Origin of the sequence: Microbacterium testaceum (assembly GCF_006539145.1) — a bacterium.
In the GTDB taxonomy this organism is placed as follows: domain Bacteria; phylum Actinomycetota; class Actinomycetes; order Actinomycetales; family Microbacteriaceae; genus Microbacterium; species Microbacterium testaceum.
Window position 1 is genome coordinate 1 of the sequence record NZ_BJML01000004.1, and the last position, 22070, is coordinate 22070.

Below are 22070 nucleotides of genomic sequence, written 5' to 3' on the forward strand. Positions count from 1 at the left end.
GAGCCGATACGTCATGTTCGGCTTCGGCGTCGGCGGGAGCGGCTCGCCGCGCGCGACGGTGCGTTCAGCACCACCTCCGCCGCGAGGACCGACCTGCTGGTACTGACCTGAGCGAGGGGCGCTCTGCCCGGGCCGGAGCCCCTGGTTGTTGGCCTTAGCCATCTTGTGCCTCCAAAAGGCGATTCAGCGACACGCCCCGTAAGGATTTGCTGGGCGCCCACGAGCACGCGTACTTTGGAGTAAGTTTCCGCTTCGCAGTTGAAACTTCCGGCCCTCAGATCAGGTTGCAACTGACCAGGGGGCCTTTTTCCGTGTTCACTTACCGTGGACCTCAATACTACATATGAGGACGGACATTCGAAGGCTCCGCAAAAGGTAGTAGTTACATCGGTGTGATTTTCCAACGTCCCTCCCCATGTACAACACAGAATGTCCACGCTTTTATCCACAGATCCGCGGTTAGCACTCTCTCCACAAGAGCGCTGATTTCCGCGGTTCTCTGGCGCGTACCGCGAAGTTGTCCACAGACGACGAGGTATATATACCCTCCAACATTTGCACAGGAGCATTAACTTCCCCTCGGCGTGTCGCGGCGTGTCACGTGTCCGCGATATGGGCTTTACCGGCCATTTACCCCCCTCCTCAAGGACGCCTTCCTGGACGACAGCATGGTGCAGGCGCTCCATCGCGACCCGGAGAGACCTGGCCCGCCCGAGAAGCTGCCCGCGGAACTCGACCCGGTAGCGGGGGCCGTCCTCCGTGTGTCGGAGTTCGATAGTTCCGACTACTCGGCGCAATGCATCCAGGAACTCCCACCGTGCGGGCTGACGCTCCCGCGCGAGCATGGTCGGGTGCCAGCGGGGGCCAGAGTCGTCCATGCGAACAGTGTCGAACATGCGTTCGAAGAGCGCAAGGCGACCGGGAGACGCGACAATAAACGTGAGAGCCCGGGGGGTTTGCACTCCCCAGTGTTCTCTAGGTGGGCCCTGCCGGGATCGAACCGACGACATCCACGGTGTAAACGTGGCGCTCTACCAGCTGAGCTAAAGGCCCTGGACGCATCGAGTCTAGCGTCCGCCCGGCTCCTGGCCCGCGCCACTGCCGCCACGAGGTCACGTGAACCGGGCGAGGGCACAGGGCATGTCGTGCGTCCTCGCCCAGGTCGCGTGATCTGGCCCTCTCACGGCCGCGGCTCGTCGCCGAGGCCCCGTGATCTGGCCCATCGACAGCTCCGGCCCCCGCGCACCACAGACCCCGCCCGGTCGCGCGGCGATCGCGTACCGCCGATGTCGGAGCCCCGGGGTAGCGTGGAGCCTGTGAATGCCGATCCCGCCGACCAGCGCAAACTGCTCGACCTCGCCGACCTCGACGCCCGTATCCGTCGCGACGAGAAGGTCTCGGCCAACCCGCCGCAGGCCGAGCGCGTGCGCGAGCTCCTCGCGCAGCGGGCAACGCTCACGCAAGAGCTGTCGAGCCGCGCCAACGCGCGCGACGACATCACCGCGGAGCTGAAGCGTCTCGAGTCCGATGTCGCCGTCGTCGACGCCCGTATCGCGCGCGACACCGAACGACTCGCCGCGTCGTCGAACCCCAAGCAGGCACAGGGCTTCGAGAGCGAGCTCGCCTCGCTGACGCGGCGCAAGAGCGACCTCGAAGACATGGAGATCGCGCTCTTGGAGCGCCTCGAGACGGCGGATGCCGCGGTCTCCGAACAAGAGGCTCTGATCGCCGAGACGAACGCCCAGGGCGCACAACTGAGTGCCGACGCGAAGACCACCGTGTCTGACGCGACGACGCGTCTCGAGGGTGCGCGCCGCGATCGCGACGCCGTCGCTGCGTCCGTTCCCACCGACCTGCTCGGCCTGTACGAGCGTCTCGCAGCCCGTGGAAACGGTGCGGGACTCCTCCGCGCCGGCGCGTGCGAGGCGTGCCGTATGGTCCTTCCGCCGAGCGACCTGGCCACGGTACGCCGCGCCCAGACCGACGAGGTCGTGTTCTGCCCCGAGTGCGGCGCCATCCTGGTCCGCACAGAAGAGTCTCGATGACCCGAGACGGCCGTGCCGTCTGACACGGTCGTGGTCGGCAGCGCCCCCTCGGGGCGGGCCTCCCTGATCGAGCTGGATGCCGATGGTGCGCCGTCGCGCACGGTCGAGATCGACGCTGAGGCACTGGCCTCCGCGGTCTCGTTGCGCGAAGCGGGTGGCGATGTCCGCTGGGTGTGGGCAGATTCGACGACGGTGTACTCCCGGCTCCTGACGGCCGGGGTGCGCGTGGCTCGCGCGTGGGACCTGCGTCTCGTCCACGCCATCCTCCGCGACGCTGCCGCCGTCCGCGACGACCACGGTCTGCGCGCCGCCACGGCCTGGGATGCCGCCACCTCGGCCCCCGCGGGCGGTGACACGCTCTTCGAGCTGGGAGAGTCGGCATCCGGGATTCCCGAGAGCGCCGACGCGGCACTCGCCGAGTACCGCCGACAGGTGTCGGCGATCGGATCGTCGACGAATCCGGGGGCGCTGCGGTTGCTCTGCGCGGCGGAATCGGCCGGGGCGCTCATCGCCGAAGAGCTGCACGCCGCCGGCGTCCCCTGGAGCCGCGCCGCGCACGAAGCGTTGCTCGAGGAAGAACTCGGCGCGCGGCGCGGGGGAGGATTGCCCACCCGCATCGAGCAGGCCGCCACCACGGTCCGCGCGGCGCTGGGCGACCCCGCCGCCTCGCTCGACTCGCAGCCGCGGCTGCTGCGCTCGCTGCACCGCGCTGGCCTGCTGGTGCAGTCCACCAGCCGGTGGGAACTGGCCGAGCACGATCACCCGGTGGTGCACCCCCTCATCTCGTACAAGAAGCTCATGCGGCTCTACACCGCGAACGGCTGGGCGTGGCTCGACGAATGGGTACGCGCCGACCGGTTCCGCCCCGTCTATGTCGCCGCAGGCGTCGTCACCGGCCGTTGGGCATCATCCGGCGGGGGAGCGCTGCAAATTCCGCGGGCGCTTCGCACCGCCGTCCGCGCCGACCCGGGGTGGACGCTCGTAACCGCCGACGTCGCCCAGCTCGAGCCCCGGGTCCTCGCGGCAATGGCGCGCGACACGGCGTTGGCCGAAGCGGCGTCCGGTCGCGACCTGTACGCCGGCATCGTCGAGCGCGGCGCCGTCGGCAGCCGCGCCGAGGCGAAGCTCGCAATGCTGGGGGCGATGTACGGCGCCACCACGGGAGAGAGTGGGCGGCTCCTGCCGCGCCTTCGGCGCACCTTCCCGCGCGCGATGCAGCTCGTCGACGACGCCGCGCGCACGGGGGAGGAGGGCGGGGTCGTGCACACCTGGCTCGGCCGCACGTCTCCCACGGCCGGCGACTCGTGGCGCGACCTGCAGTCACGGGCGAGCGACGCCGCGGCATCCGGAATCGACGAGACACGCGCGCGCCGCTCCGCCCGAGACCGGGGCAGGTTCACTCGCAATTATGTTGTGCAGGGCACGGCGGCCGAGTGGGCGCTGGCGTGGCTGGCCGACCTCCGCTCCCGTCTCGCCAGGCTCCCCGAAGTGGATGCCGCCCGCGCTGCGGCCGCATCGGGTCCGGTGTTCGCACGCTCTCCGCACCTGGCGTTCTTCCTCCACGACGAGATCGTGGTGCACACGCCGCTCGAGCACGCCGAAGCCGTCGCGGATGCCGTGCGTGAATCGGCGGCCTCGGCGGGGCGGCTGTTGTTCGGCACCTTCCCCATCGACTTCCCGCTCGATCTGCGGATCGGCGAGACGGCCGAGAAGGGCTGAAAGCGAAAGAGTGCGCCGGTAGACTGGTTGACGCGAATGGGTCGGCTGGACGGTCGCGTCACGGGTTCTCCCGTGCCGAGGAACGTCCGGGCTCCACAGGGCAGGACGGTGGGTAACGCCCACCCGGAGCAATCCGCGAGACAGTGCCACAGAGAGCAGACCGCCTCGACCCCTCGGGGTGCGGGGTAAGGGTGAAAGGGTGGTGTAAGAGACCACCGGGGTCGTGGTGACACGACCCGCGAGGTAAACCTCGTCCGGAGCAAGGCCAGACAGGGGATGACGACGCGGCTCGCCGAGTCCCCGGGTAGGCCGCTGGAGCGGCACGGCAACGTGTCGCCGAGAGAGATGACCGTCCACGGGGTTTCGACCCCCGGACAGAACCCGGCGTACAGGTCGGCCCATTCGCACACCGGGACGATCGGCGGACGATCGCGGCGTCGCCGCAGAGCTGGCCCGGAGAGATGTCGCGCGAGGGGCACGCGCGCCGGAGGGCCGTCGAGGCCGAGTTCGACCGCGAGACCATCGGCTCGTCGAACCGATGTCTGGTGTCGGATGTCTGTTTTACACTCGAGCACGGCCGGGGAAGGGGTCCGGTGCATGGGTACAGGGGTCAGCGACGAGATGGTCGCCCGGGTGCTGGCATCCATCGCCCCCTGCACGCTCCAACCCGAGACGTGGGGGGCGCGAGCGATCGACTGGTATCCGCAGAAGCGCCCGGTGTGGGCATGGGTGACCTGGCCGAACCGCGCCGCGACCCGCGAGCCCGCCTGGGCGACGGGTGGCAACGACCGCGTCGTCATGCTCGAGGTGCCCTGCGCGGGCGGGCACTGGGCGCCCGTCGTGTGGCGCAACGCGGTCAGCGTCCGACGGATCGAGAACGCCGCGTGAGCGCTACTTGACCGCGGGCAGGGCTTCCGGCACCGGGACCGCGAGCGAGGCCGCGCCGATGATGCCGGCGTTGTTGCGGTGCTTCGCCGGAACGATGGGAGCGCGCAGCTTCAGCAGGGGCAAGAAGTTCTCGGAGTGCTTCGACACGCCGCCGCCGACGACGATGAGGTCGGGGCTGAAGAGGAACTCGACGTAGTCGTAGTACCACTGCAGACGCTTCGCCCACTTCTCCCACGACAGCTCTTCGCGCTCCATCGCGGAGTAGGCCGCGAAGTGCTCGGCGTCTTTCTTGTGGCCGGCGCGCTGCAGGTGACCGAGCTCGCTGTTGGGCACCAGCACGCCGTCGTAGATCATGGCCGACCCGATACCGGTGCCGAGCGTGGTGAGGATGACGAGACCGTCGACGCCCTTCGCCGCACCGTAGCGGACCTCGGCGATGCCGGCGACGTCGGCGTCGTTGGCGAAGTGGATGTCGCGCGAGAGCCCGTGCTCGAAGAACTTCTCGGCCTCGAAGCCGATCCACGACTTCGACACGTTCGCGGCCGACAGGGTGCGACCGCCCTTCACGATGGCCGGGAAGGCCACGCCCAGCGGCAGATCCGCGGGGGCCTGGAGGGTCTCGAGCACCTGGTGCACCGCCGCCAGCACGTCGGCCGGCTCCGCACCCGCGGGGGTCGCGACCTTGACACGGTCGCTGACGAGCTCCCCGGCATCCAGATCCACGATTCCCGCTTTGATGCCGGTTCCGCCGATGTCCACTCCGACCGCACGAGACGCATTCGTTGCCATACCCCTCAGCCTATCCAGCCGCACGGTCGGGATCAGTAGGATCGGGGGAGCACCGGCGGTTCGCGCCGAGACGCGAGATCCACGTGAGGAGCGATCGTGAGCGACGAAGACAAGAAGTACTGGTACAACCTCGAGACCGGGAAGGTCGAGCAGGGGTACGAGTCGCCCGCGGTCGATCGCGCCGGTCCCTTCGACACCGCAGAAGAAGCGGCCAACGCGCCGCAGCTCATGAAGGAGCGGTCGAAGCAGTGGGCCGAAGAAGAGGCCCGCGACGACTGGGGCTCCGGCTCCACCCGCTGAACGCCCACCGAAACGAGGGATGACGATGGACAAGCAGCGCGATTTCGTCTTGCGCACGATCGAGGAACGGGGCGTCAAGTTCGTCCGCCTCTGGTTCACCGACGTGGTCGGCACGCTCAAATCGGTGGCGATCGCCCCCGCCGAGGTGGAGGGCGCCTTCGCCGAGGGGCTCGGCTTCGACGGCTCCGCGATCGAGGGTCTCACGCGCTCGTACGAGTCCGACCTGTTGGCGCACCCCGATCCCACGACCTTCCAGATCCTTCCGTGGCGCGGGGAGATCGACCCGACGGCGCGCATGTTCTGCGACATCACGACGCCCGACGGCCAACCCGCCGTCGCCGACCCGCGACACGTTCTCAAGCGCACGCTCGCGAAGGCGGCCGACGCGGGGTTCACGTTCTACACGCACCCCGAGATCGAGTTCTACCTGCTGAAGTCATCGCAGCTCGGCGCGGACGGACGCCCGCAGCCCGTCGACTCGGCCGGATACTTCGACAACGTCCCCGGCGGCACGGCGCACGACTTCCGCCGCCGCTCGGTGCGCATGCTCGAAGACCTCGGCATCTCGGTCGAATTCAGCCACCACGAGGGCGGCCCCGGCCAGAACGAGATCGACCTGCGGTACGCCGACGCCCTCACCACGGCCGACAACATCATGACCTTCCGCACGGTGGTCAAGGAGGTCGCGATCGAGCAGGGCGTGTATGCCACGTTCATGCCGAAACCCATCAGTGGGCAGCCCGGCAGCGGCATGCACACGCACCTCTCGCTCTTCGAGGGCGACATGAATGCCTTCTACGAAGAGGGCGGGCAGTACCAGCTCTCGAAGGTCGGTCGCCACTTCATCGCGGGGCTGCTGCGCCACGCGAACGAGATCTCGGCCGTGACGAACCAGTTCGTCAACTCGTACAAGCGCCTGTGGGGCGGCGACGAGGCACCGAGCTTCATCTGCTGGGGCCACAACAACCGTTCCGCTCTCGTGCGCGTGCCGCTGTACAAGCCCAACAAGGGCCAGTCGACCCGCGTCGAGTACCGCGCCCTCGACTCCGCCGCGAACCCCTACCTGTCGTACGCGCTCATGCTCGCGGCCGGCCTCAAGGGCATCGAGCAGGAGTACGAGCTCCCCGCCGAGGCGGAGGACAACGTGTGGTCGCTCAGCGACACCGAGCGCCGTGCCCTCGGCTACGCGCCGCTTCCCGCGAGCCTCGACCACGCCCTCGAGTACCTCGAGGAGTCGGAGCTCGTCGCCGAGACGCTGGGCGAGACGGTCTTCAAGTACGTGCTGCTCAACAAGCGTCGCGAATGGCAGCAGTACCGCGCCCAGGTGACGCCGTTCGAGCTCGCGAGCAACCTCGAAGCACTCTGACGGTCGTTCCATGACGTCGGGCGATCGCTCCACCGCGCTCACCGCCCTCGCTCGCACCGGCTTCTCGCGGCTCACCGAAGCAGACACCCTGCTCAGTGAGCTCGAGGAGTCGGTGGGAGTCGAGCGGGCGGATGCCATGCAGCTCGCGCAGCGCGTCGCGGATCCCGACCGCGCGCTCCTGTCGATCCTGCAGGTCGCCCGCCGTGATCGCGACGCTGTTCGCGCGACCGCCGCGGACGCGGGCGCGTGGCGTGCCCTCTGGGATCTGGTCGGCGCGTCCGACGGCTTCGCCGAGTTCTATCTGCGTCATCCCGACGAGATCGTTCATCTGTCGGGGGCGGGGCTCACGGTGCCCGATGAGCCCTCCATGCGCGCCGAGCTTCTGGCATCCGTCGGCGATGTCGAGGGCTTCGCCGCGGATTCGTCGGATGCCGCCTGGGTCGCTTTGCGCGTTCGCTACCGCCGTCTGCTGGCCCGGATAGCCGCCTACGACCTCGGCCAAGACGACCCGGCCGGGGCCATCCCCGTCGTGGCCTCCGCGCTGGCGGACCTCGCGGGGGCTGCCCTCGAAGCCTCGCTGAGCGTGGCTCGCGCGCGGGTCTCCTCTCCGGGGCCGGGGTCCTTTCCCCGTGACCAGGTCGAGGCGACCCGGTTCGCGATCATCGCGATGGGCAAGACCGGTGCGCGCGAGCTGAACTACGTCAGCGACGTCGACGTGATCTTCGTCGGCGGTTCCGCCGACGAAGAGGTGGTCTCCGAGGCGAGGGCGATCGACATCGGCACGCGCCTCGCCGTGCAGACGATGCGCGGCATCTCGGGACCCGAGATCGAGCCGCCCCTGTGGGAGGTCGACCCGAACCTGCGCCCCGAGGGCAAGCAGGGCGCCCTGGTGCGCAGCCTCGCCTCCCACGAGCAGTACTACGCCCGGTGGGCCAAGAGCTGGGAGTTCCAGGCGCTGCTGAAGGCCCGCGCCATCGCGGGTGATGCGACGCTCGGCGCCGAGTACGTCGCGGCGGTCCAGCCGCTCGTCTGGCACAGCGCCGCACGTGAGAACTTCGTCGAGGGCGTGCAGCGCATGCGCGAGCGCGTCACCGACCACATCCCCGCCGCCGAGGTCAACCGGCAGCTCAAGCTCGGCCCCGGCGGTATTCGCGATGTCGAGTTCACCGTGCAGCTCCTCCAGCTCGTGCACGGTCTCACCGACGAGCGCATCCGTCAGCGCGGCACGCTCGAGGCGCTCGATGCCCTGGTCGCCGAGGGGTACATCGGTCGGAGCGAGGCCGAGGCCTTCGGTCGCGACTACCGCCTCCTTCGGCTGCTCGAGCACCGCCTTCAGCTCCGCGGACTGCGCAGGACGGCTCTCCTCCCCGAGAAGGACGACGACCTGAGGGTGCTCGCACGGGCGTCCCGGCTCGCGGACTCGGCATCCGGGGTCCAGGCGGTGTGGGAGGGCATCAAGCGCGAGGTGCGCGATATCCACGTGCGCCTGTTCTACCGTCCGCTGCTCTCGGCCGTCGCCGCCCTTCCCGAGGAGGAACGGACGCTCTCGACCGAGCAAGCGCGCGACCGGTTGGCCGCGATCGGCTTCCGCGACCCGGCCGGCGCCCTGCGACACATCGCGGCGCTGACCAGCGGACTGAGTCGCAAGGCCACGATCCAGCGGCATCTCATGCCGATCATGATCCGATGGTTCGCCGATGGCGTCGATCCCGACTACGGACTGCTCGTCTTCCGTCGCATCAGCGAGCGGCTCGGCAACACCCCGTGGTTCCTGCGGATGCTGCGCGACTCAGCGGGTGCCGCCGAGAGCCTCACGCGCGTGCTGTCCGGTTCGCGGTACATCGGCGAGCTCATGGAGTGGATCCCCGAGTCGGTCGCCTGGCTCGACGACGATGCCCTGCTGCGTCCCCGCTCCGGCAAGGCCCTCGAAGAAGAGGCCCGAGCGATTCAGACGCGCTGGCAGAACATCGACGACGCGATGCGCTCGGTGCGTGCCCTGCGTCGCCGCGAGATGCTGCGCGTCGCGATGGCCGCGGTGCTCGGCACGGTGTCTTTGGAGGAGCTCTCCGACGCCCTGACGACCATCACCGAGGTCACGATCCAGGCCACTCTGCGCGCCGTGCGCCGGATCGTCGTACCCCCCGAGGACGACGACCTCGACTTCGCGGTCATCGCGATGGGGCGCTTCGGCGGCCGGGAGCTCGGTTTCGGTTCCGATGCCGATGTCATGTACGTCTACCGCGCCAACGGCATCGACCCGCAGCGGGCGAGTCAACTCGCTCTCAAGCTCGTCGCGGGCCTGCGCGAGCACTCCGAAGACCACCGTCTACCGCTCGACCTCGACGCCGAGCTGCGTCCCGAGGGGCGCAGCGGACCTCTCGCCCGCTCACTCGACGCCTACGCCGAGTACTACCGGCGATGGTCGCTGTCGTGGGAGGCTCAGGCGCTGCTTCGCGCACGCGGCGTGGCCGGCAGCGTCAAACTCATCGGAGCGTTCCTCGAACTGGCCGATGAGGTGCGTTACCCGGTCACGGCCGACCAGAACGGTCTGCGCGAGATCCGCCGCATCAAGGCGCGCGTCGAGAACGAGCGCCTGCCGCAGGGAGCCGACCCTGCGCGACACCTCAAACTCGGCCCGGGGTCGATCAGCGACGTGGAGTGGCTGGTGCAATTGCTGCAGCTGCAGCATGCCCGCGCGACCCCGGCGATGCGCACGACGTCCACCCTCGAAGCGCTCGAGGCCGCCATCGATGCGGGCCACATCGAGGGCGAGGCAGCCGACAAGCTCGCCGCCGCGTGGCACCTGGCGAGCCGCCTGCGGTCCGCGAACACGCTGCTCTCGGGGCAGACGAGTAACGTCCTCCCCGTCGACCGCGCCAAACTCGACGGCATCGGCCGCATCCTGGAGTATGCGCCGCGCTCCGCGACGCAGGTCGAGGAAGACTACTTCGGCGTGACCCGACGCGCCCGCCGCGTCTTCGACAAGCTGTTCTACGGCTGACGGCCGCAAGCGAAGGGATGCCGCGAGACAGCGGCATCCCTTCCTCTCATGTTTTGGACATCAGGCGTTCGCGAACCTCACGGCGCTGCACCTTGCCGATGAGCGAACGGGGGAGATCGTCGACCACCACGACACGGCGCGGAACCTTGTAGGCCGCGAGACGCGTCTTGCAGAAGTCGCGGATGGCGTCGGGCTCGACGTGCACGCCCTCGCGCAGCACGATCGCCGCGGCGACGTCTTCTTGGCCGCTGGACTTCGGAAGAGCGACCACAGCCGCTCCCGCGATGTCGGGGTGCGAGGTGAGCACGTCTTCGACCTCGCTCGGCGAGACGTTGAAGCCGCCGGTGATGATGATCTCTTTCAGTCGGTCGACGATGGTGACGAATCCGTCGGGCGAGACCGTGGCGATGTCGCCCGTCCGCAGCCAGCCGCCGTCGAGCAGCGTCTCCGCCGTGTCGGACGGACGGTTCCAGTAGCCCTGGAAGACCTGCGGACCACGCAGCAACAGCTCGCCGGCCTCGCCCTGGGGCCGGTCGACGGTGGGGTCGTCGGGGTCCACGACGCGGATGTCGGTGCTGGGGAACGGCACGCCCACCGTTCCGGGTCGGCGCGACGGTCCGATCGGATTGCCGAGGGCCACGGGCGAGGACTCCGTCATGCCGTAGCCCTCGACGAGCAATCCGCCGGTGGCGGCCTCCCAGCGATCCACGGTGGCGACAGGCAGACTCATCGCGCCTGAGATCGCGAACCGCACGCTGCTCAGATCGAGGGTGCCGCGCGCTGCCGCGCGCGCGAGCTGATCGTAGATGGGGGGAACCGCCGGAAGGAACGTCGGCGGACTCTTCTTCGCCGCCGCCGACACCAGGTCGAGGTCGTACTTGGGAAACAGCACGAGTTTCGCGCCGATGCTCATCGCGAACGTAAGGCAGAGCGTGAGTCCGTAGGCGTGGAAGAGCGGGAGCACACCGTAGAACGTCTCTTCACCGTCGCGCAGGCCGGGTACCCACGCGCGACCCTGCATCGCGTTCGCGCGGAGGTTGGAGTGCGTGAGGACCGCACCCTTAGGCGTACCTGTGGTGCCGCTGGTGTATTGCAACAGTGCGATGTCGTCGAGAACCGGCCCCGCGTGCTTACGCGAGAGCGTGCCGTGCGTCAGCAGCTTCTCCCACGCGAGCGGCCGCTTCGAGCGCGGGGTGCTCGTGAGCTGCTCACGCGCGGCCTTCGCCTTCGCGATGGGCAGACGCAGCGCCAGGCGCTTGGCGAGCGGGAGCGCGGCCGTGATGTCGACGCTGACGATCTTCTCGAGCGCGAGGTCGGCGGGGAACTCGGCGACGGTGTCGGCCAGCTTGTCCCACACGATCGCGAACCGCGCTCCGTGGTCTTCGAACTGGTGGCGGAGCTCACGCGGGGTGTAGATCGGGTTGTGCTCGATGACGATCGCCCCGAGTCGCAGCGCGGCGTAGAACGCGACCACGTGCTGCGGGGAGTTCGGCAGCACGAGAGCGACGCGGTCACCTGCCCGCACACCGAGGCGCCGTAGTCCCTCGGCGGCTCGGGACACCTGGTCCCCGAGCTCACGGTAGGTGGTGGGCGCCCCGAAGAACTCGAGCGCGGTTTTCTTGCCGAACTGGGCGACCGATGCCGCCAGCATGTCGGGAAGCGTTTGCGAGGGCTCGTCGATGTCGAGGGGCACACCCTCGGCGTAGGAGGACGACCACGGACGAGACGCGTAAGGAGACTCCGGCATAGTCCTATCCTCCCGTGCCCCTCGGGCATCCCGGCGGCGCTTGACCTGGGGGGATGCCGGGAAGCCGACGACCTGATTCGATGGGGGAGTGCACTTCCGACCACTGACCGACGACGACCTCGCGGCCTCGCCGTCATGGTGGGGCGGCCGCTCTCTCGATGGGGACCGCTGGCGAAACGACGAGACGCGCTCTGCTGTGGCTCTCGACGGCGACGTGGTCGTGGCCGCGGGAGCGATCTGGTTGTCACGCGTGCACGAGGACCGTTTCTGGCTCGAGGTCGTCGTGGATCCCGCGAGGCGCCGCAGTGGCATCGGCACCGCCCTGGTGGGGCATCTGTCGACCCTGCGATCACGCGATCTGCCCTTCATGGCCCGTGGGTACGTCGACGACGAAGCCATGCGTTTCGCCGACGCGCTCGGTGCCCGCACGATCCAGATCGTGCCGCCCGCACGTGCGGCCCTCGATCTCCGGAGGGAGCTGCGTCCCCACGCCGACGTGCAACCGCTCGCGGGAGTCGACCGGTCCCACGTCGAGACAGCCTTCGCCGCGATGTACCGCTGGACGCACGAGAACTGGAGCCCGGTACGCGACGGTTTCGAACACGCTCTTGTCGAGGGGCTCTGGGACGACCTCGACGCCGATGCGTCCGCCGTCGCGGTGGACGACTCGGGCGGCATCCTGGCTCTGGCTCTCACTTTCGTCGATACGGACCCGGCGCTCATCGTCGCCGAGACGACGACGCGCGATCAGCCGGGCGGCGAGCACCTCGTCGAGGGATGCATCCGCCGCGCGATGGCGATCCTCGCGCACCGGGGTCTGACCCTCGTCGATTTCGACGGACACGTGAGCGACCCGCACTTCCTCCCCGCGCTGTCCCGCCTCGCCCCGACCGGGCGCTGGTTCCGCCTCGTCGAGATCCCCGCCCCGTGAGCCGGGCCGGAGGGCGCTGGACGCGCGAGCTGGATCGCCAGTTGCGTGCGCGCGGACGCACGCGGGCGCTGCTCCTGGTCATCGGCGCCATCGTGTTCGGAGCGGCGCTCGGCGGGTACGTGCTCTCGATCCTCGCCGAGCTCGGCTCCGGCACCCTCGAATGGGGAGAGGCCCTCGGCTCGGGTCGGCGGCACATCCCGGCCGGGGTCATGGTCTGGATCGGCGGACCGTTCGCCGCTCTCTGCCTCGTCTATGGCGCCGCGCTGGCTGTCCGCCTGGCCCGCACCTGGCACGACGTCCCCCGCGAGGCGAGGCGACGTCCCTCGCGGTGAGCGGTCGATCGGCCTAGCCTGTCGGGCATGTGCCGCAACATCGTTCCCCTGCACAACTTCACGCCCCCGGCGACGGATGCCGAGTGCCACGACGCAGCGCTGCAGTTCGTACGCAAGATCGTGGGGTCGACGTCGCCGTCGCGGGCGAATACGGACGTCTTCGATCGTGCCGTGGCTGAGATCTCGGCATCCGTCCGGCACCTGCTCGATGACCTGGTGACGAATGCCCCGCCGAAGGTGCGCGAGGTCGAGGCGGCGAAGCGTCAGGCCCGCTCCGCCGAACGGTACGAGGCGATTCGCCTGTTCCAGGAGCAGAAGCGCGCGGCGCGCGCAGACTGAGACGGGATGCCGCCACTCCTGGCATATCCCGGCGAACGACGACGCCCGCCCCCGCGAAACGGCGGGAACGGGCGTCGACGTGGATGATCGGGCGATCAGACCCCGAAGTACAGCTCGTACTCGAAGGGGTGCGGGCGCTGGGCGATCGGCTGGATCTCGTTCTCGATCTTGTACTCGATCCAGGTGTCGATCAGCTCCTGCGTGAAGACGCCACCGGCGAGCAGGAACTCGTGGTCGGCGCGCAGAGCCTCGAGCGAGTCGAGCAGCGAGTTCGGAACCTGCGGGATGTTCTTGGCCTCTTCGGCGGGGAGCTCGTAGAGGTCCTTGTCGACGGGCTCGTGCGGCTCGATGCGGTTCTTGATGCCGTCGATACCGGCCATGAGCTGAGCCGCGAACGCGAGGTACGGGTTGCCCGAGGCGTCGGGCGCGCGGAACTCGATGCGCTTGGCCTTGGGGTTGGTGCCCGTGATCGGGATGCGGATGGCAGCGGAGCGGTTACCGGCCGAGTACACCAGGTTGACCGGCGCCTCGAAGCCCTTCACCAAACGGTGGTAGCTGTTGAGGGTCGGGTTGGTGAAGGCGAGGACGGCCGGCGCGTGCGCCAGCAGGCCACCGATGTACCAACGGGCGATGTCGGAGAGCCCGCCGTATCCGGTCTCGTCGTAGAACAGCGGCTTGCCGTCGTTCCACAGCGACTGGTGGGTGTGCATGCCCGAGCCGTTGTCGCCGAAGAGCGGCTTGGGCATGAAGGTCGCGACCTTGCCCCACTGCTCGCAGGTGTTCTTGACGATGTACTTGAACTTCAGGATGTCGTCGGCCGCGTGCAGCATCGTGTCGAAGCGGTAGTTGATCTCCTGCTGACCACCGGTGCCGACCTCGTGGTGCGAGCGCTCGAGAGCGAAGCCCGCCTCGATCAGCTTGAGCGTGATGTCGTCGCGGAGGTCCGCCGTCTTGTCGACGGGGGAGACGGGGAAGTAGCCGCCCTTGTACGGGGTCTTGTTGGCGAGGTTTCCGCCCTCTTCTTCGCGACCGGTGTTCCAGGCGCCTTCCTCGGAGTCGACCGAGTAGAAGCTCGAGTTCTGCTTCACTTCGTAACGCACGTCGTCGAAGATGTAGAACTCGGCCTCGGGGGCGAAGAACGCGGTGTCGGCGATGCCCGTGGAGGCGAGATACTTCTCGGCCTTCTTGGCGACCTGGCGCGGGTCCTTGCCGTAGATCTCACCGTTGCGCGGGTTGTAGATGTCGAAGATCATGACGAGGGTCTTGGCCTCGCGGAACTGGTCGACGTACGCCGTGGTCACGTCGGGGATCAGCTGCATGTCCGACTCGTGGATGTTCGCGAACCCGCGGATCGACGAGCCATCGAACAGCTGTCCGACGGTGAAGAACTCCTCGTCGACGGTCGAGGCGGGGATGTTGAAGTGCTGCTGCACACCAGGAAGATCCGTGAAACGGATGTCGAGGAACTTGACGTCCTCGTCCTGGATGAACTTCAGCACCTCGGACGAATCTTTGAACATGAAGACTCCAGAGGTAGAACATTCGGGATCATGCCGGCCTCGGCCAGCCTCCTCGACCCTACCCAGAACCGGTGTCCCGGTCATATCTCGCATGTTTCGGGGATGTTACGTGGCGCCGATTACGCTGGATGCCGTGAGCCTCCCCGCCGAGAACGAGTATCCGGGCCAGCGGCTCGGCCTTCCCCGCGAGGGTCGCGGCTCCATCGCCCGCCCGGGGCGCCGCATCGCGGCCCTGCTGATCGACGTCGCCAGCGCCGGCCTGATCGGATATGCCTTCTTCTCCGCCCCCGACCCCGTGACGGGCGTCCCGTTCGCGAATCCGATCGCGACGAACCTCATCTTCTTCGCCGTGCAGATCCTCTTCATCCCCCTCCTGGGCGGGAGCCCGGGGCACCGGATCATGGGAATGCGGCTGGAGCTGGCATCCGGAGGCTGGGTGGGCGTCTGGCGCCCGATCGTCCGCACCGTGCTGCTCGCGCTCATCATCCCCGCCGTGGTCTGGGACGCCGACCAGCGGGGTCTGCACGACAAGGTGGTCGGCACGGTTCTCGTCCGCACCTGAACCCGTCGGCACCGATGACAAAGGCCCCCGCCTGAGCGGGGGCCTTTGTCGCGGAGTCAGCGGGGACGCGGGGAGCGCATCTTCGTCGGGTCGACGCCCTTCGGGATCGGCAGCGACGACAGCCCCTGCGACACCGACGACACGCGCTTGATGACGGCGGCCATCGTGGAGCGATCGACCTTCTTGGGCAGCGCCTTGATGGTCGAGGCCAGCTTGGCGATCGGCACCTCGTCGTCGCCATGACCGACGTAGAGCACGGTGACGGGGACGCCGGCCGCGACGCGCGTCACGCGGGAACGCTCCTCGCCGACCAGACGCGTCAGTCGGCTGCGGTTGCCCTCACCGATGAGAACGACACCTCCGCGACCGATCGCGCGGTACACGGCCTCCTGCGTACGGGGGTTGACGCCGATCGGGGCCTCAGAGGCCTGCCAGTTACGGCCGAGCGACGACGACAGCACGTGACCGGTCGCCCCGGGCATACCGTCGATCTTCTTGTACATGGCCGTCGTCGACAGACGGGTCATGGTGATCATCGAGGCCAGGATGCCGGCCAGCAGACCCGTCACGCCCCAGAGGATGACACTCCACGCCGCCAGCGGCGGGATGAGGAAGCCGACGAGCACGCCGAGGGCGATGCCCAGCAGTACGATGCCGGCCAGCAGGAACGGCAGCCACCGGTACTCCTTCTGAGTGAAGGTGTACAGGGTTTTCAGCTGCGAGAAGAAGCCCGGACGCTTCTCGGGCGTGGTGGTGCGAGCGGCCATGAAGATGATTCTATCTTTGCCGCGAGACCTTCCTCCCCAGCGGACTGTTCCGTCGGGTGGTCCCCGCATCCGACTTTTCTCGACACGCGATCGGAGCGGTTCCGCCACCATCGCGGGATGAGCAGCTCAACGGCATCCGTTCTCGCCGAACCGTTCGACGCATACCTGCGGCGCCGCGCGCGCAGCACCGTCCCTCTCACCGCGGGGGAGGCGGTGACCGCGGCCGTCGGCCTCCTTCGCGGATGCCGCGAGGCAGCAGCCGCTCGAGAGGGAACGACCTGGTGGCTGACGGCGACCGGCTGCCCCGTGGCCGTGGACGACCCGGCCGGACCGGACGGCGTCGCCGCGACGGCGGAGAGCCTCGCGCACCTCGCCGAGATCGCCGCAGACCCGCCCACCCGCGACATCCTCGGTCGAGCACGAGAGAGCGTCCTGACCCGCCCTCCCCGGGATTGGGATGCCGTGGAAAGACGCCTCTTCTCGCACGCGGCACCTCTGCCTCTCGTCCTCGGCCCGCTCATCCCGTCCGTCGACGCAGCACCGCCTTCACCCGAGCGCGAGGGTGCGGTGGCGCGTGTGCTCGAGTTGGTCGACGCCGATCTGGCCGAGGCGTCGCGCATCGCTCTCGAGGACATCCGGGAGCGCTGGCGCACGTCCCGGATGCTTCGACTCGCGACCGTCGGAGGGGGCCTCGCAGTGATAGCGGTCATCGGTTTTTCTCTCATTCCGGCCGAGCACAACTCGGAGCCGACCGCATCCGAACAGGTGCTGATGGATCCCGCACCGACCTCCTCCACGCCGTGGCTGTCGGACCCGCCGCCGGTGGACGAAAGACGCCCGCTCTCCGATGACGTCGAAGAGATCGCGCGGAGGCTCTTCACAGACATCGCCGGATGCCGCGACGACGAGGCCTGCGCGTCGTCCTACGAGGAGAATTCGGTGTTCCCGCGGGAGCCTCTCCTCGCGGATGCCGCCGCGGGGGAGATCGAGGTGGTCGACGACTTCGGGGGAGTGACCGTCGTACGCGTCGACGCCGCAGGATCGACGCAGTACGTCACTCTCGTGCGGCAGAACGAGAGATGGCTGGTCCGCGCCGCCAGAACGGTCGCGGACCAGCCATCATGAGCTGGTGCTCGGTGGGATCAGATCCCGAGGTCGCCCTCGAACTGCGCCGCCTCGAGACGGGCCTTGACGGTGCCCAGGAAGCGGGCCGCGTCGGCGCCGTCGATGATGCGGTGGTCGTACGACAGCGCGAGGTACACGTACGAGCGCACCGCGATGGCGTCCTTCCCGTCGACCGACACGATCCCCGGCTTCTTCACCACGGCGCCGAGGCCGAGGATCGCCGACTGGGGCAGGAACACGATGGGCGTGTCGAACAGCGCGCCACGCGAACCGGTGTTGGTCAGCGTGAAGGTGCCACCGGCGAGCTCGTCGGGCTTCAGCTTGTTGTCGCGCGTGCGGGCAGCGAGGTCGGCGATCTCGCGCGCGAGCTGGGCGATGTTCTTGTCGCCGGCGTCCTTGACCACCGGCGTCAGCAGGCCGCGCTCGGTGTCGACCGCGATCGAGACGTTCTCGTGAGCCGGGTACACGATCTCGTCGCCCTCGACCGTGGAGTTGATGATCGGGTACGCCTTGAGGCCCTCGATGGCCGCGATGGCGAAGAACGGCAGGAACGAGAGCTTGTCGCCCGTCTTCTGCTGGAACTCGCCCTTCATGCGATCGCGCAGCGCGGCGAGCTTCGTCACGTCGACCTCGACGACGGTGGTCAGCTGAGCGGTCGCCTGCATCGATGCGACGGCGCGCTCCGCGATGACCTTGCGCAGACGCGACATCTTCTGCGTGGTGCCGCGCAGGGGCGAGACCTCGACGGGGGCGGGGGCAGCCGGAGCTGCGGCGGCGGGAGCCGACGACGCGGCCGGAGCCGCCTTCGCGGCCTCGGCGGCCTTGAGCACATCTTCCTTGCGGATACGTCCGCCGACACCGCTGCCCTTGACCGAGGCCAGATCGACGCCCTGCTGCTGCGCCAGGCGGCGCACGAGCGGCGTCACGTACGTGACGTCGTCGTTCGACGACGCGGCGGGAGCCTGCTCGACGGGCTTCTCGACAGCGGGCGCGGGAGCGGCGGGCTTCTCTTCCGCGGCGGGGGCCGGCTGCTCGGCCGGCTTCTGCTCGGCAGCGGGGGCGGGAGCGGCGGGCTTCTCCTCAGCGGCGGGAGCCGGGGCGGGCTCCGCCGGCTGCGCAGCCGGGGCCGCACCGCTGCCGATGCGCGCGAGGGCGGCACCGACGTTGACCGTCTCGTCCTCCTGCACCAGGATCTCCTGCAGAGTGCCGGCGACCGGCGACGGGATCTCGGTGTCGACCTTGTCGGTCGAGATCTCGAGGAGGGGCTCGTCGACCGCGACGTCGTCGCCCACGGCCTTCAGCCAGCGGGTGACGGTGCCCTCGGTAACGCTCTCACCGAGCTCGGGAAGCTTCACCTCGGTCGAGTCACCACCGGCGGCCGGAGCCGATTGCTCGGCGGGAGCGGCCTGCTCGACCGGAGCGGACTCGGCGGGAGCCGCCTCTTCCGCGGGCGCGGACTCCTGCTCGACCGGGGCGGCCTGGGGGGCGTCGTCGGACGACGCGGCACCCGAGCCGTCACCGATCTTCGCGAGGACCGCGCCGACCTCGACGGTTTCGTCTTCCTGGACCAGGATCTCCTCGATCACGCCCGAGACGGGCGAGGGGATCTCGGTGTCGACCTTGTCGGTCGAGATCTCCAGCAGACCCTCGTCCTCCTGGACGGTGTCACCGACCTGCTTGAGCCAGCGGGTGACCGTTCCCTCGGTGACGCTCTCGCCGAGAGCGGGGAGGACGACGGAAGTGCTCATGGGTATGTCTCCTTCGTACCGGATGCGGTACCTAGCTTAGTGACCGGTTGTGGTCAGAGTGCGTGCAGGGGCTTGCCGGCGAGGGCCAGGAAGGCCTCGCCGAGCGCCTCGCTCTGGGTGGGGTGTGCGTGGACGAACGGCGCGATGTCCTCGGGGTGGGCCTCCCAGCCCACCGCGAGCTGAGCTTCCGAGATCAACTCACCGACGCGATCGCCCACCAGGTGGGCACCGACGACGGGCCCGTCGACGCGCCGGACGATCTTGACGATCCCCGAGGTGCCGATGATCTCGCTGCGGCCGTTCCCGGCCAGGTTGTACTCGTACGCCTTTACGGCATCGGATCCGTAACGATCCGCAGCCTGCGCTTCGGTCAGTCCGACAGACGCGACCTCGGGGTGGGAGTAGGCGACGCGGGGGACGTCGACGTCGGGGACGAGGACGGGGGAGAGCCCCGCGATCTCTTCCGCGACGAAGATGCCCTGCTGGAATCCGCGGTGCGCGAGCTGCAGGCCGGGCACGATGTCGCCGACCGCCCACACGTGGGCGGCCGCGGTGCGCAGGCGCTCGTCGGTCTGGACGAAGCCGCGCTCCAGCACGACACCGGCTTCTTCGTAACCGAGGCCGGCCGTCACGGGACCGCGACCCACGGCGACCAGGACGTAGTCGGCCACGAGTTCGGACCCGTCGTCGAGGGTCACGGTCGCGGAGTCCGCGGTCTGAGTGAGGGAGGCGAAGCGTCGACCCAGCTGGAAGGCGATCCCGCGCTTGCGGAAAGCGCGCTCGAGAGCCTTGCTGGATGCCACGTCCTCCGCCGGCAGCAGATGCGAAAGCGCCTCGACGATCGTGACGTCCACGCCGAATGAACGCCACACGCTCGCGAACTCGACGCCGATGACGCCGCCCCCGAGCACGACCACCCGCTCGGGGATCACATCGAGGTCGAGGGCCTGCTCGCTCGTCAGCACGCGTCCACCGATCTCGAGATCGGGCAGGCTGCGGCTGTACGAACCGGTCGCGAGGATGACATCGGTGCCGCGGTAGACGTCGTCGCCGACCCGTACCGCGGGTCCGGCCTCGAGTGCACCCGCTCCGGCGACCACCCGGATGCCGCGAGCCGAGATCAGACCTTCGAGACCCTTGAACTTCTTCGCGACGATGCCCTCGCGATAGGACCGCACCCGCGCGGGATCGATTCCCGAGAGGGTCACCTGTACCCCGATGTCGGACGCACCGCGAGCGGCGTCGGCCACCTCTCCGGCATGCAACAGCGCTTTGGTGGGGATGCAGCCGCGGTGCAGGCACGTTCCGCCGAGCTTGTCCTTCTCGACGAGCACCACATCCTTGCCCAACTCGGCGAGGCGGAGAGCCGCGGCGTAGCCGCCGCTTCCGCCACCGAGAACGACCACGTCGGCGGTGTACTCGGTCACCGTGCGCCGTCCGTGGCCAGCATCTCGACGAGCGAGCGGACCGTTGCTCCCGTCACGCCCTTGTCGGTGTAGCCGAACGGTGCGGACTTGTTCATGCCCACTCCGGCGATGTCGAGGTGCACCCAGGGGATGCGCGGAGCATCGGCGTCCGCCGAGACACGGCCGACGAAGTGACGCAGGAAGAGCCCGGCGAACAGCGAGCCACCGGCGGGGTCACCGATCTTGGCGTTCTGCAGGTCGGCGATGGGGGAGTCCAGGTCGTCGACCATGTGGTCGGGAAGCGGCAGCTGCCACGCGAGCTCAGCGGTGCGGGCCGAGGCGGCGAGGTAGGTGGCGACGGCGTCGTCGTCGCCCATGACACCCGTGTGACGGTTGCCGAGGGCGACGGTGATCGCTCCGGTCAGGGTCGCGACGTCGACGATGAGGTCGGGGTTCTCGCGGCTCGCTGCAGCGAGACCGTCCGCGAGCACGAGGCGACCCTCGGCGTCGGTGTTCAACACCTCGACCGTGGTGCCGTCGAGAGTGCGCAGCACGTCACCCGGGCGGGTGGCGCGGCCCGACGGCATGTTGTCGGCGATGCAGAGCCACGCGCTGACGTGGACGGGCAGCTGCATCTCGGCAGCGGCCTTCAGAACCGCGAGCACCGTCGCAGCCCCGCACATGTCGTACTTCATCCCGACCATCGATGCCGGCGGCTTCAGGGAGAGCCCGCCGGTGTCGAACGTGATGCCCTTGCCGACCAGAGCGACGTGACGCTCGGCACCAGCGGGAGAGTAGTCGAGACGCACCATACGCGGCGGGCGGTCGGAACCCTGTCCCACGCCGAGGATGCCGCCGTAGCCGCCCTCGCGGAGGGCGTCCTCGTCGAGCACCTCGACCTCGACGGGAAGACCCTCGACGGCCGTGACCGCCGCCTCAGCGAAGTCGGCCGGGCCGAGCCACTCGGCCGGGGTGGTGACCAGGTCTTTCACCAGGGCGACGGCCCCGGCGACGGCGGAAACCGCCGCGGTGTCGGCGTCCGAGGGCGCATCCTCGGCGACGACGGTCACGCGGGTGGCGCGCACCTTCGACGCCTTCTTCTTGTAGTCGGCGAAGCGATAACCGCCCAGGGCAGCGCCCTCGGCGAGCGGCCGCCACGCGGAAGGGGCGAGCGACTGCACCGCGACGTGCTCGAAGCCCGTCAGCTGACGCAGGCCCGCTCCCGCGGCATCCCGCAGCTGGGCCTCGGCGGGGTCGGCGCCCGCACCGACCACGGCGACGGGGGTCGAGACTCCCGGCACGTGGACGCGCTGGAATGATCCGGCGGCACCCGTGAAACCGACCGCAGACAGCGCGGCCGTGAGCCCGTCCCAGCCCGCCGGATCCGGTGCTCCCTCCGAAACGGTAGGGACGATCAGCAGGATCGCATCGGCGTCGGACTCGAGAGCGGGGGCGTGGGTGTACGCCACTGAGGGAAACGGCATG

18 protein-coding genes, 1 tRNA gene and 1 other RNA gene are annotated in these 22070 nt (G+C 69.0%); 12 read left to right on the forward strand and 8 right to left on the reverse strand.

Annotated elements, in window-relative coordinates:
• Window positions 1–980: 980 nt before the first annotated feature.
• Window positions 981–1053, reverse strand: a tRNA-Val gene (locus tag MTE01_RS07500).
• Window positions 1054–1316: 263 nt separating this feature from the next.
• Between MTE01_RS07500 and MTE01_RS07505 the strand changes: the two genes are divergently transcribed.
• From MTE01_RS07505 to MTE01_RS07520, 4 genes are all read left to right on the forward strand, one after another.
• On the forward strand, window positions 1317–2045 hold the full coding sequence (locus MTE01_RS07505; RefSeq protein ID WP_141376643.1) for a zinc ribbon domain-containing protein: 729 nt from the start codon (window positions 1317–1319) through the stop codon (window positions 2043–2045).
• A gap of 12 nt (window positions 2046–2057) precedes the next feature.
• Complete coding sequence (locus MTE01_RS07510) at window positions 2058–3764, forward strand: bifunctional 3'-5' exonuclease/DNA polymerase (RefSeq protein WP_141376645.1); 1707 nt, start codon at window positions 2058–2060, stop codon at window positions 3762–3764.
• Between the two features lie 37 nt (window positions 3765–3801).
• Window positions 3802–4169: RNase P RNA component class A (gene rnpB, locus MTE01_RS07515), an RNA gene on the forward strand.
• A 192-nt stretch (window positions 4170–4361) separates the two neighbouring features.
• Complete coding sequence (locus tag MTE01_RS07520; protein WP_116239797.1) at window positions 4362–4652, forward strand: hypothetical protein; 291 nt, start codon at window positions 4362–4364, stop codon at window positions 4650–4652.
• A gap of 3 nt (window positions 4653–4655) precedes the next feature.
• Here the strand turns inward: MTE01_RS07520 and ppgK are convergent, their stop codons facing one another.
• Window positions 4656–5441: a polyphosphate--glucose phosphotransferase gene (gene ppgK / locus MTE01_RS07525; protein ID WP_103209358.1), complete on the reverse strand. Its 786-nt coding sequence runs from the start codon at window positions 5439–5441 to the stop codon at window positions 4656–4658.
• A 96-nt stretch (window positions 5442–5537) separates the two neighbouring features.
• Here ppgK and MTE01_RS07530 point away from each other — a divergent pair, with 96 nt between their 5' ends.
• The 3 genes from MTE01_RS07530 to MTE01_RS07540 are packed head-to-tail and all read left to right on the forward strand — an operon-like array spanning window position 5538 to window position 10108.
• A complete protein-coding gene (locus tag MTE01_RS07530; protein ID WP_174799662.1) occupies window positions 5538–5741 on the forward strand; it encodes an SPOR domain-containing protein in 204 nt (67 codons plus the stop codon).
• Between the two features lie 25 nt (window positions 5742–5766).
• Window positions 5767–7107, forward strand: coding sequence for a type I glutamate--ammonia ligase (glnA, locus tag MTE01_RS07535; protein WP_103209965.1), 1341 nt, complete (start codon window positions 5767–5769; stop codon window positions 7105–7107).
• A gap of 10 nt (window positions 7108–7117) precedes the next feature.
• Window positions 7118–10108 carry a bifunctional [glutamine synthetase] adenylyltransferase/[glutamine synthetase]-adenylyl-L-tyrosine phosphorylase gene (locus MTE01_RS07540; RefSeq protein WP_141376647.1) on the forward strand — a complete coding sequence of 997 codons (2991 nt, stop codon included), beginning with the start codon at window positions 7118–7120 and terminating at the stop codon, window positions 10106–10108.
• A 46-nt stretch (window positions 10109–10154) separates the two neighbouring features.
• Here the strand turns inward: MTE01_RS07540 and MTE01_RS07545 are convergent, their stop codons facing one another.
• The gene (locus tag MTE01_RS07545) at window positions 10155–11855 is read right to left on the reverse strand and encodes a long-chain-fatty-acid--CoA ligase (RefSeq protein ID WP_141376649.1); all 1701 of its coding nucleotides are present in this window, start codon (window positions 11853–11855) and stop codon (window positions 10155–10157) included.
• An 88-nt stretch (window positions 11856–11943) separates the two neighbouring features.
• Here MTE01_RS07545 and MTE01_RS07550 point away from each other — a divergent pair, with 88 nt between their 5' ends.
• Genes MTE01_RS07550 through MTE01_RS07560 form a run of 3 tightly spaced genes read left to right on the forward strand, consistent with a single transcriptional unit; the run spans window position 11944 to window position 13457 of the window.
• Window positions 11944–12786, forward strand: coding sequence for a GNAT family N-acetyltransferase (locus tag MTE01_RS07550; RefSeq protein ID WP_141376651.1), 843 nt, complete (start codon window positions 11944–11946; stop codon window positions 12784–12786).
• Complete coding sequence (locus tag MTE01_RS07555) at window positions 12783–13118, forward strand: hypothetical protein (RefSeq protein ID WP_103209370.1); 336 nt, start codon at window positions 12783–12785, stop codon at window positions 13116–13118. The genes MTE01_RS07550 and MTE01_RS07555 overlap by 4 nt, the downstream gene beginning before the upstream one ends.
• Before the next feature lie 27 nt (window positions 13119–13145).
• Window positions 13146–13457 carry a DUF2277 domain-containing protein gene (locus MTE01_RS07560; protein ID WP_141376653.1) on the forward strand — a complete coding sequence of 104 codons (312 nt, stop codon included), beginning with the start codon at window positions 13146–13148 and terminating at the stop codon, window positions 13455–13457.
• Between the two features lie 95 nt (window positions 13458–13552).
• Here MTE01_RS07560 and glnA (MTE01_RS07565) read toward each other — a convergent pair whose 3' ends face one another.
• Window positions 13553–14977, reverse strand: coding sequence for a type I glutamate--ammonia ligase (gene glnA, locus MTE01_RS07565; protein WP_103209374.1), 1425 nt, complete (start codon window positions 14975–14977; stop codon window positions 13553–13555).
• Between the two features lie 133 nt (window positions 14978–15110).
• Here glnA (MTE01_RS07565) and MTE01_RS07570 point away from each other — a divergent pair, with 133 nt between their 5' ends.
• Complete coding sequence (locus tag MTE01_RS07570; RefSeq protein WP_258873562.1) at window positions 15111–15539, forward strand: RDD family protein; 429 nt, start codon at window positions 15111–15113, stop codon at window positions 15537–15539.
• A 56-nt stretch (window positions 15540–15595) separates the two neighbouring features.
• Here MTE01_RS07570 and MTE01_RS07575 read toward each other — a convergent pair whose 3' ends face one another.
• Complete coding sequence (locus tag MTE01_RS07575) at window positions 15596–16306, reverse strand: DUF4191 domain-containing protein (protein ID WP_103209378.1); 711 nt, start codon at window positions 16304–16306, stop codon at window positions 15596–15598.
• 117 nt (window positions 16307–16423) lie between these two features.
• Between MTE01_RS07575 and MTE01_RS07580 the strand changes: the two genes are divergently transcribed.
• Window positions 16424–17431 carry a hypothetical protein gene (locus tag MTE01_RS07580; RefSeq protein ID WP_103209380.1) on the forward strand — a complete coding sequence of 336 codons (1008 nt, stop codon included), beginning with the start codon at window positions 16424–16426 and terminating at the stop codon, window positions 17429–17431.
• Between the two features lie 17 nt (window positions 17432–17448).
• Here MTE01_RS07580 and sucB read toward each other — a convergent pair whose 3' ends face one another.
• The 3 genes from sucB to MTE01_RS07595 are packed head-to-tail and all read right to left on the reverse strand — an operon-like array spanning window position 17449 to window position 22069.
• Window positions 17449–19179 (reverse strand): 2-oxoglutarate dehydrogenase, E2 component, dihydrolipoamide succinyltransferase, encoded by a 1731-nt coding sequence (sucB, locus tag MTE01_RS07585; RefSeq protein ID WP_141376657.1) that lies wholly within the window; start codon window positions 19177–19179, stop codon window positions 17449–17451.
• Window positions 19180–19232: 53 nt separating this feature from the next.
• Window positions 19233–20606, reverse strand: a complete 1374-nt coding sequence (gene lpdA, locus MTE01_RS07590; RefSeq protein ID WP_141376659.1) for a dihydrolipoyl dehydrogenase — start codon at window positions 20604–20606, stop codon at window positions 19233–19235.
• Window positions 20603–22069 (reverse strand): leucyl aminopeptidase, encoded by a 1467-nt coding sequence (locus MTE01_RS07595; protein ID WP_141376661.1) that lies wholly within the window; start codon window positions 22067–22069, stop codon window positions 20603–20605. The genes lpdA and MTE01_RS07595 overlap by 4 nt, the downstream gene beginning before the upstream one ends.
• Window position 22070: the final 1 nt, after the last annotated feature.

Coding starts and splice junctions, on each gene's coding strand:
- MTE01_RS07560 (WP_141376653.1), top strand. CDS start 13,146: ATGTGCCGCAACATCGTTCCCCTGCACAACTTCACGCCCCCGGCGACG.
- MTE01_RS07580 (WP_103209380.1), top strand. CDS start 16,424: ATGAGCAGCTCAACGGCATCCGTTCTCGCCGAACCGTTCGACGCATAC.
- sucB (WP_141376657.1), bottom strand. CDS start 19,179: ATGAGCACTTCCGTCGTCCTCCCCGCTCTCGGCGAGAGCGTCACCGAG.
- MTE01_RS07545 (WP_141376649.1), bottom strand. CDS start 11,855: ATGCCGGAGTCTCCTTACGCGTCTCGTCCGTGGTCGTCCTCCTACGCC.
- glnA (WP_103209965.1), top strand. CDS start 5,767: ATGGACAAGCAGCGCGATTTCGTCTTGCGCACGATCGAGGAACGGGGC.
- MTE01_RS07575 (WP_103209378.1), bottom strand. CDS start 16,306: ATGGCCGCTCGCACCACCACGCCCGAGAAGCGTCCGGGCTTCTTCTCG.
- ppgK (WP_103209358.1), bottom strand. CDS start 5,441: ATGGCAACGAATGCGTCTCGTGCGGTCGGAGTGGACATCGGCGGAACC.
- MTE01_RS07520 (WP_116239797.1), top strand. CDS start 4,362: ATGGGTACAGGGGTCAGCGACGAGATGGTCGCCCGGGTGCTGGCATCC.
- MTE01_RS07540 (WP_141376647.1), top strand. CDS start 7,118: ATGACGTCGGGCGATCGCTCCACCGCGCTCACCGCCCTCGCTCGCACC.
- MTE01_RS07595 (WP_141376661.1), bottom strand. CDS start 22,069: ATGCCGTTTCCCTCAGTGGCGTACACCCACGCCCCCGCTCTCGAGTCC.
- glnA (WP_103209374.1), bottom strand. CDS start 14,977: ATGTTCAAAGATTCGTCCGAGGTGCTGAAGTTCATCCAGGACGAGGAC.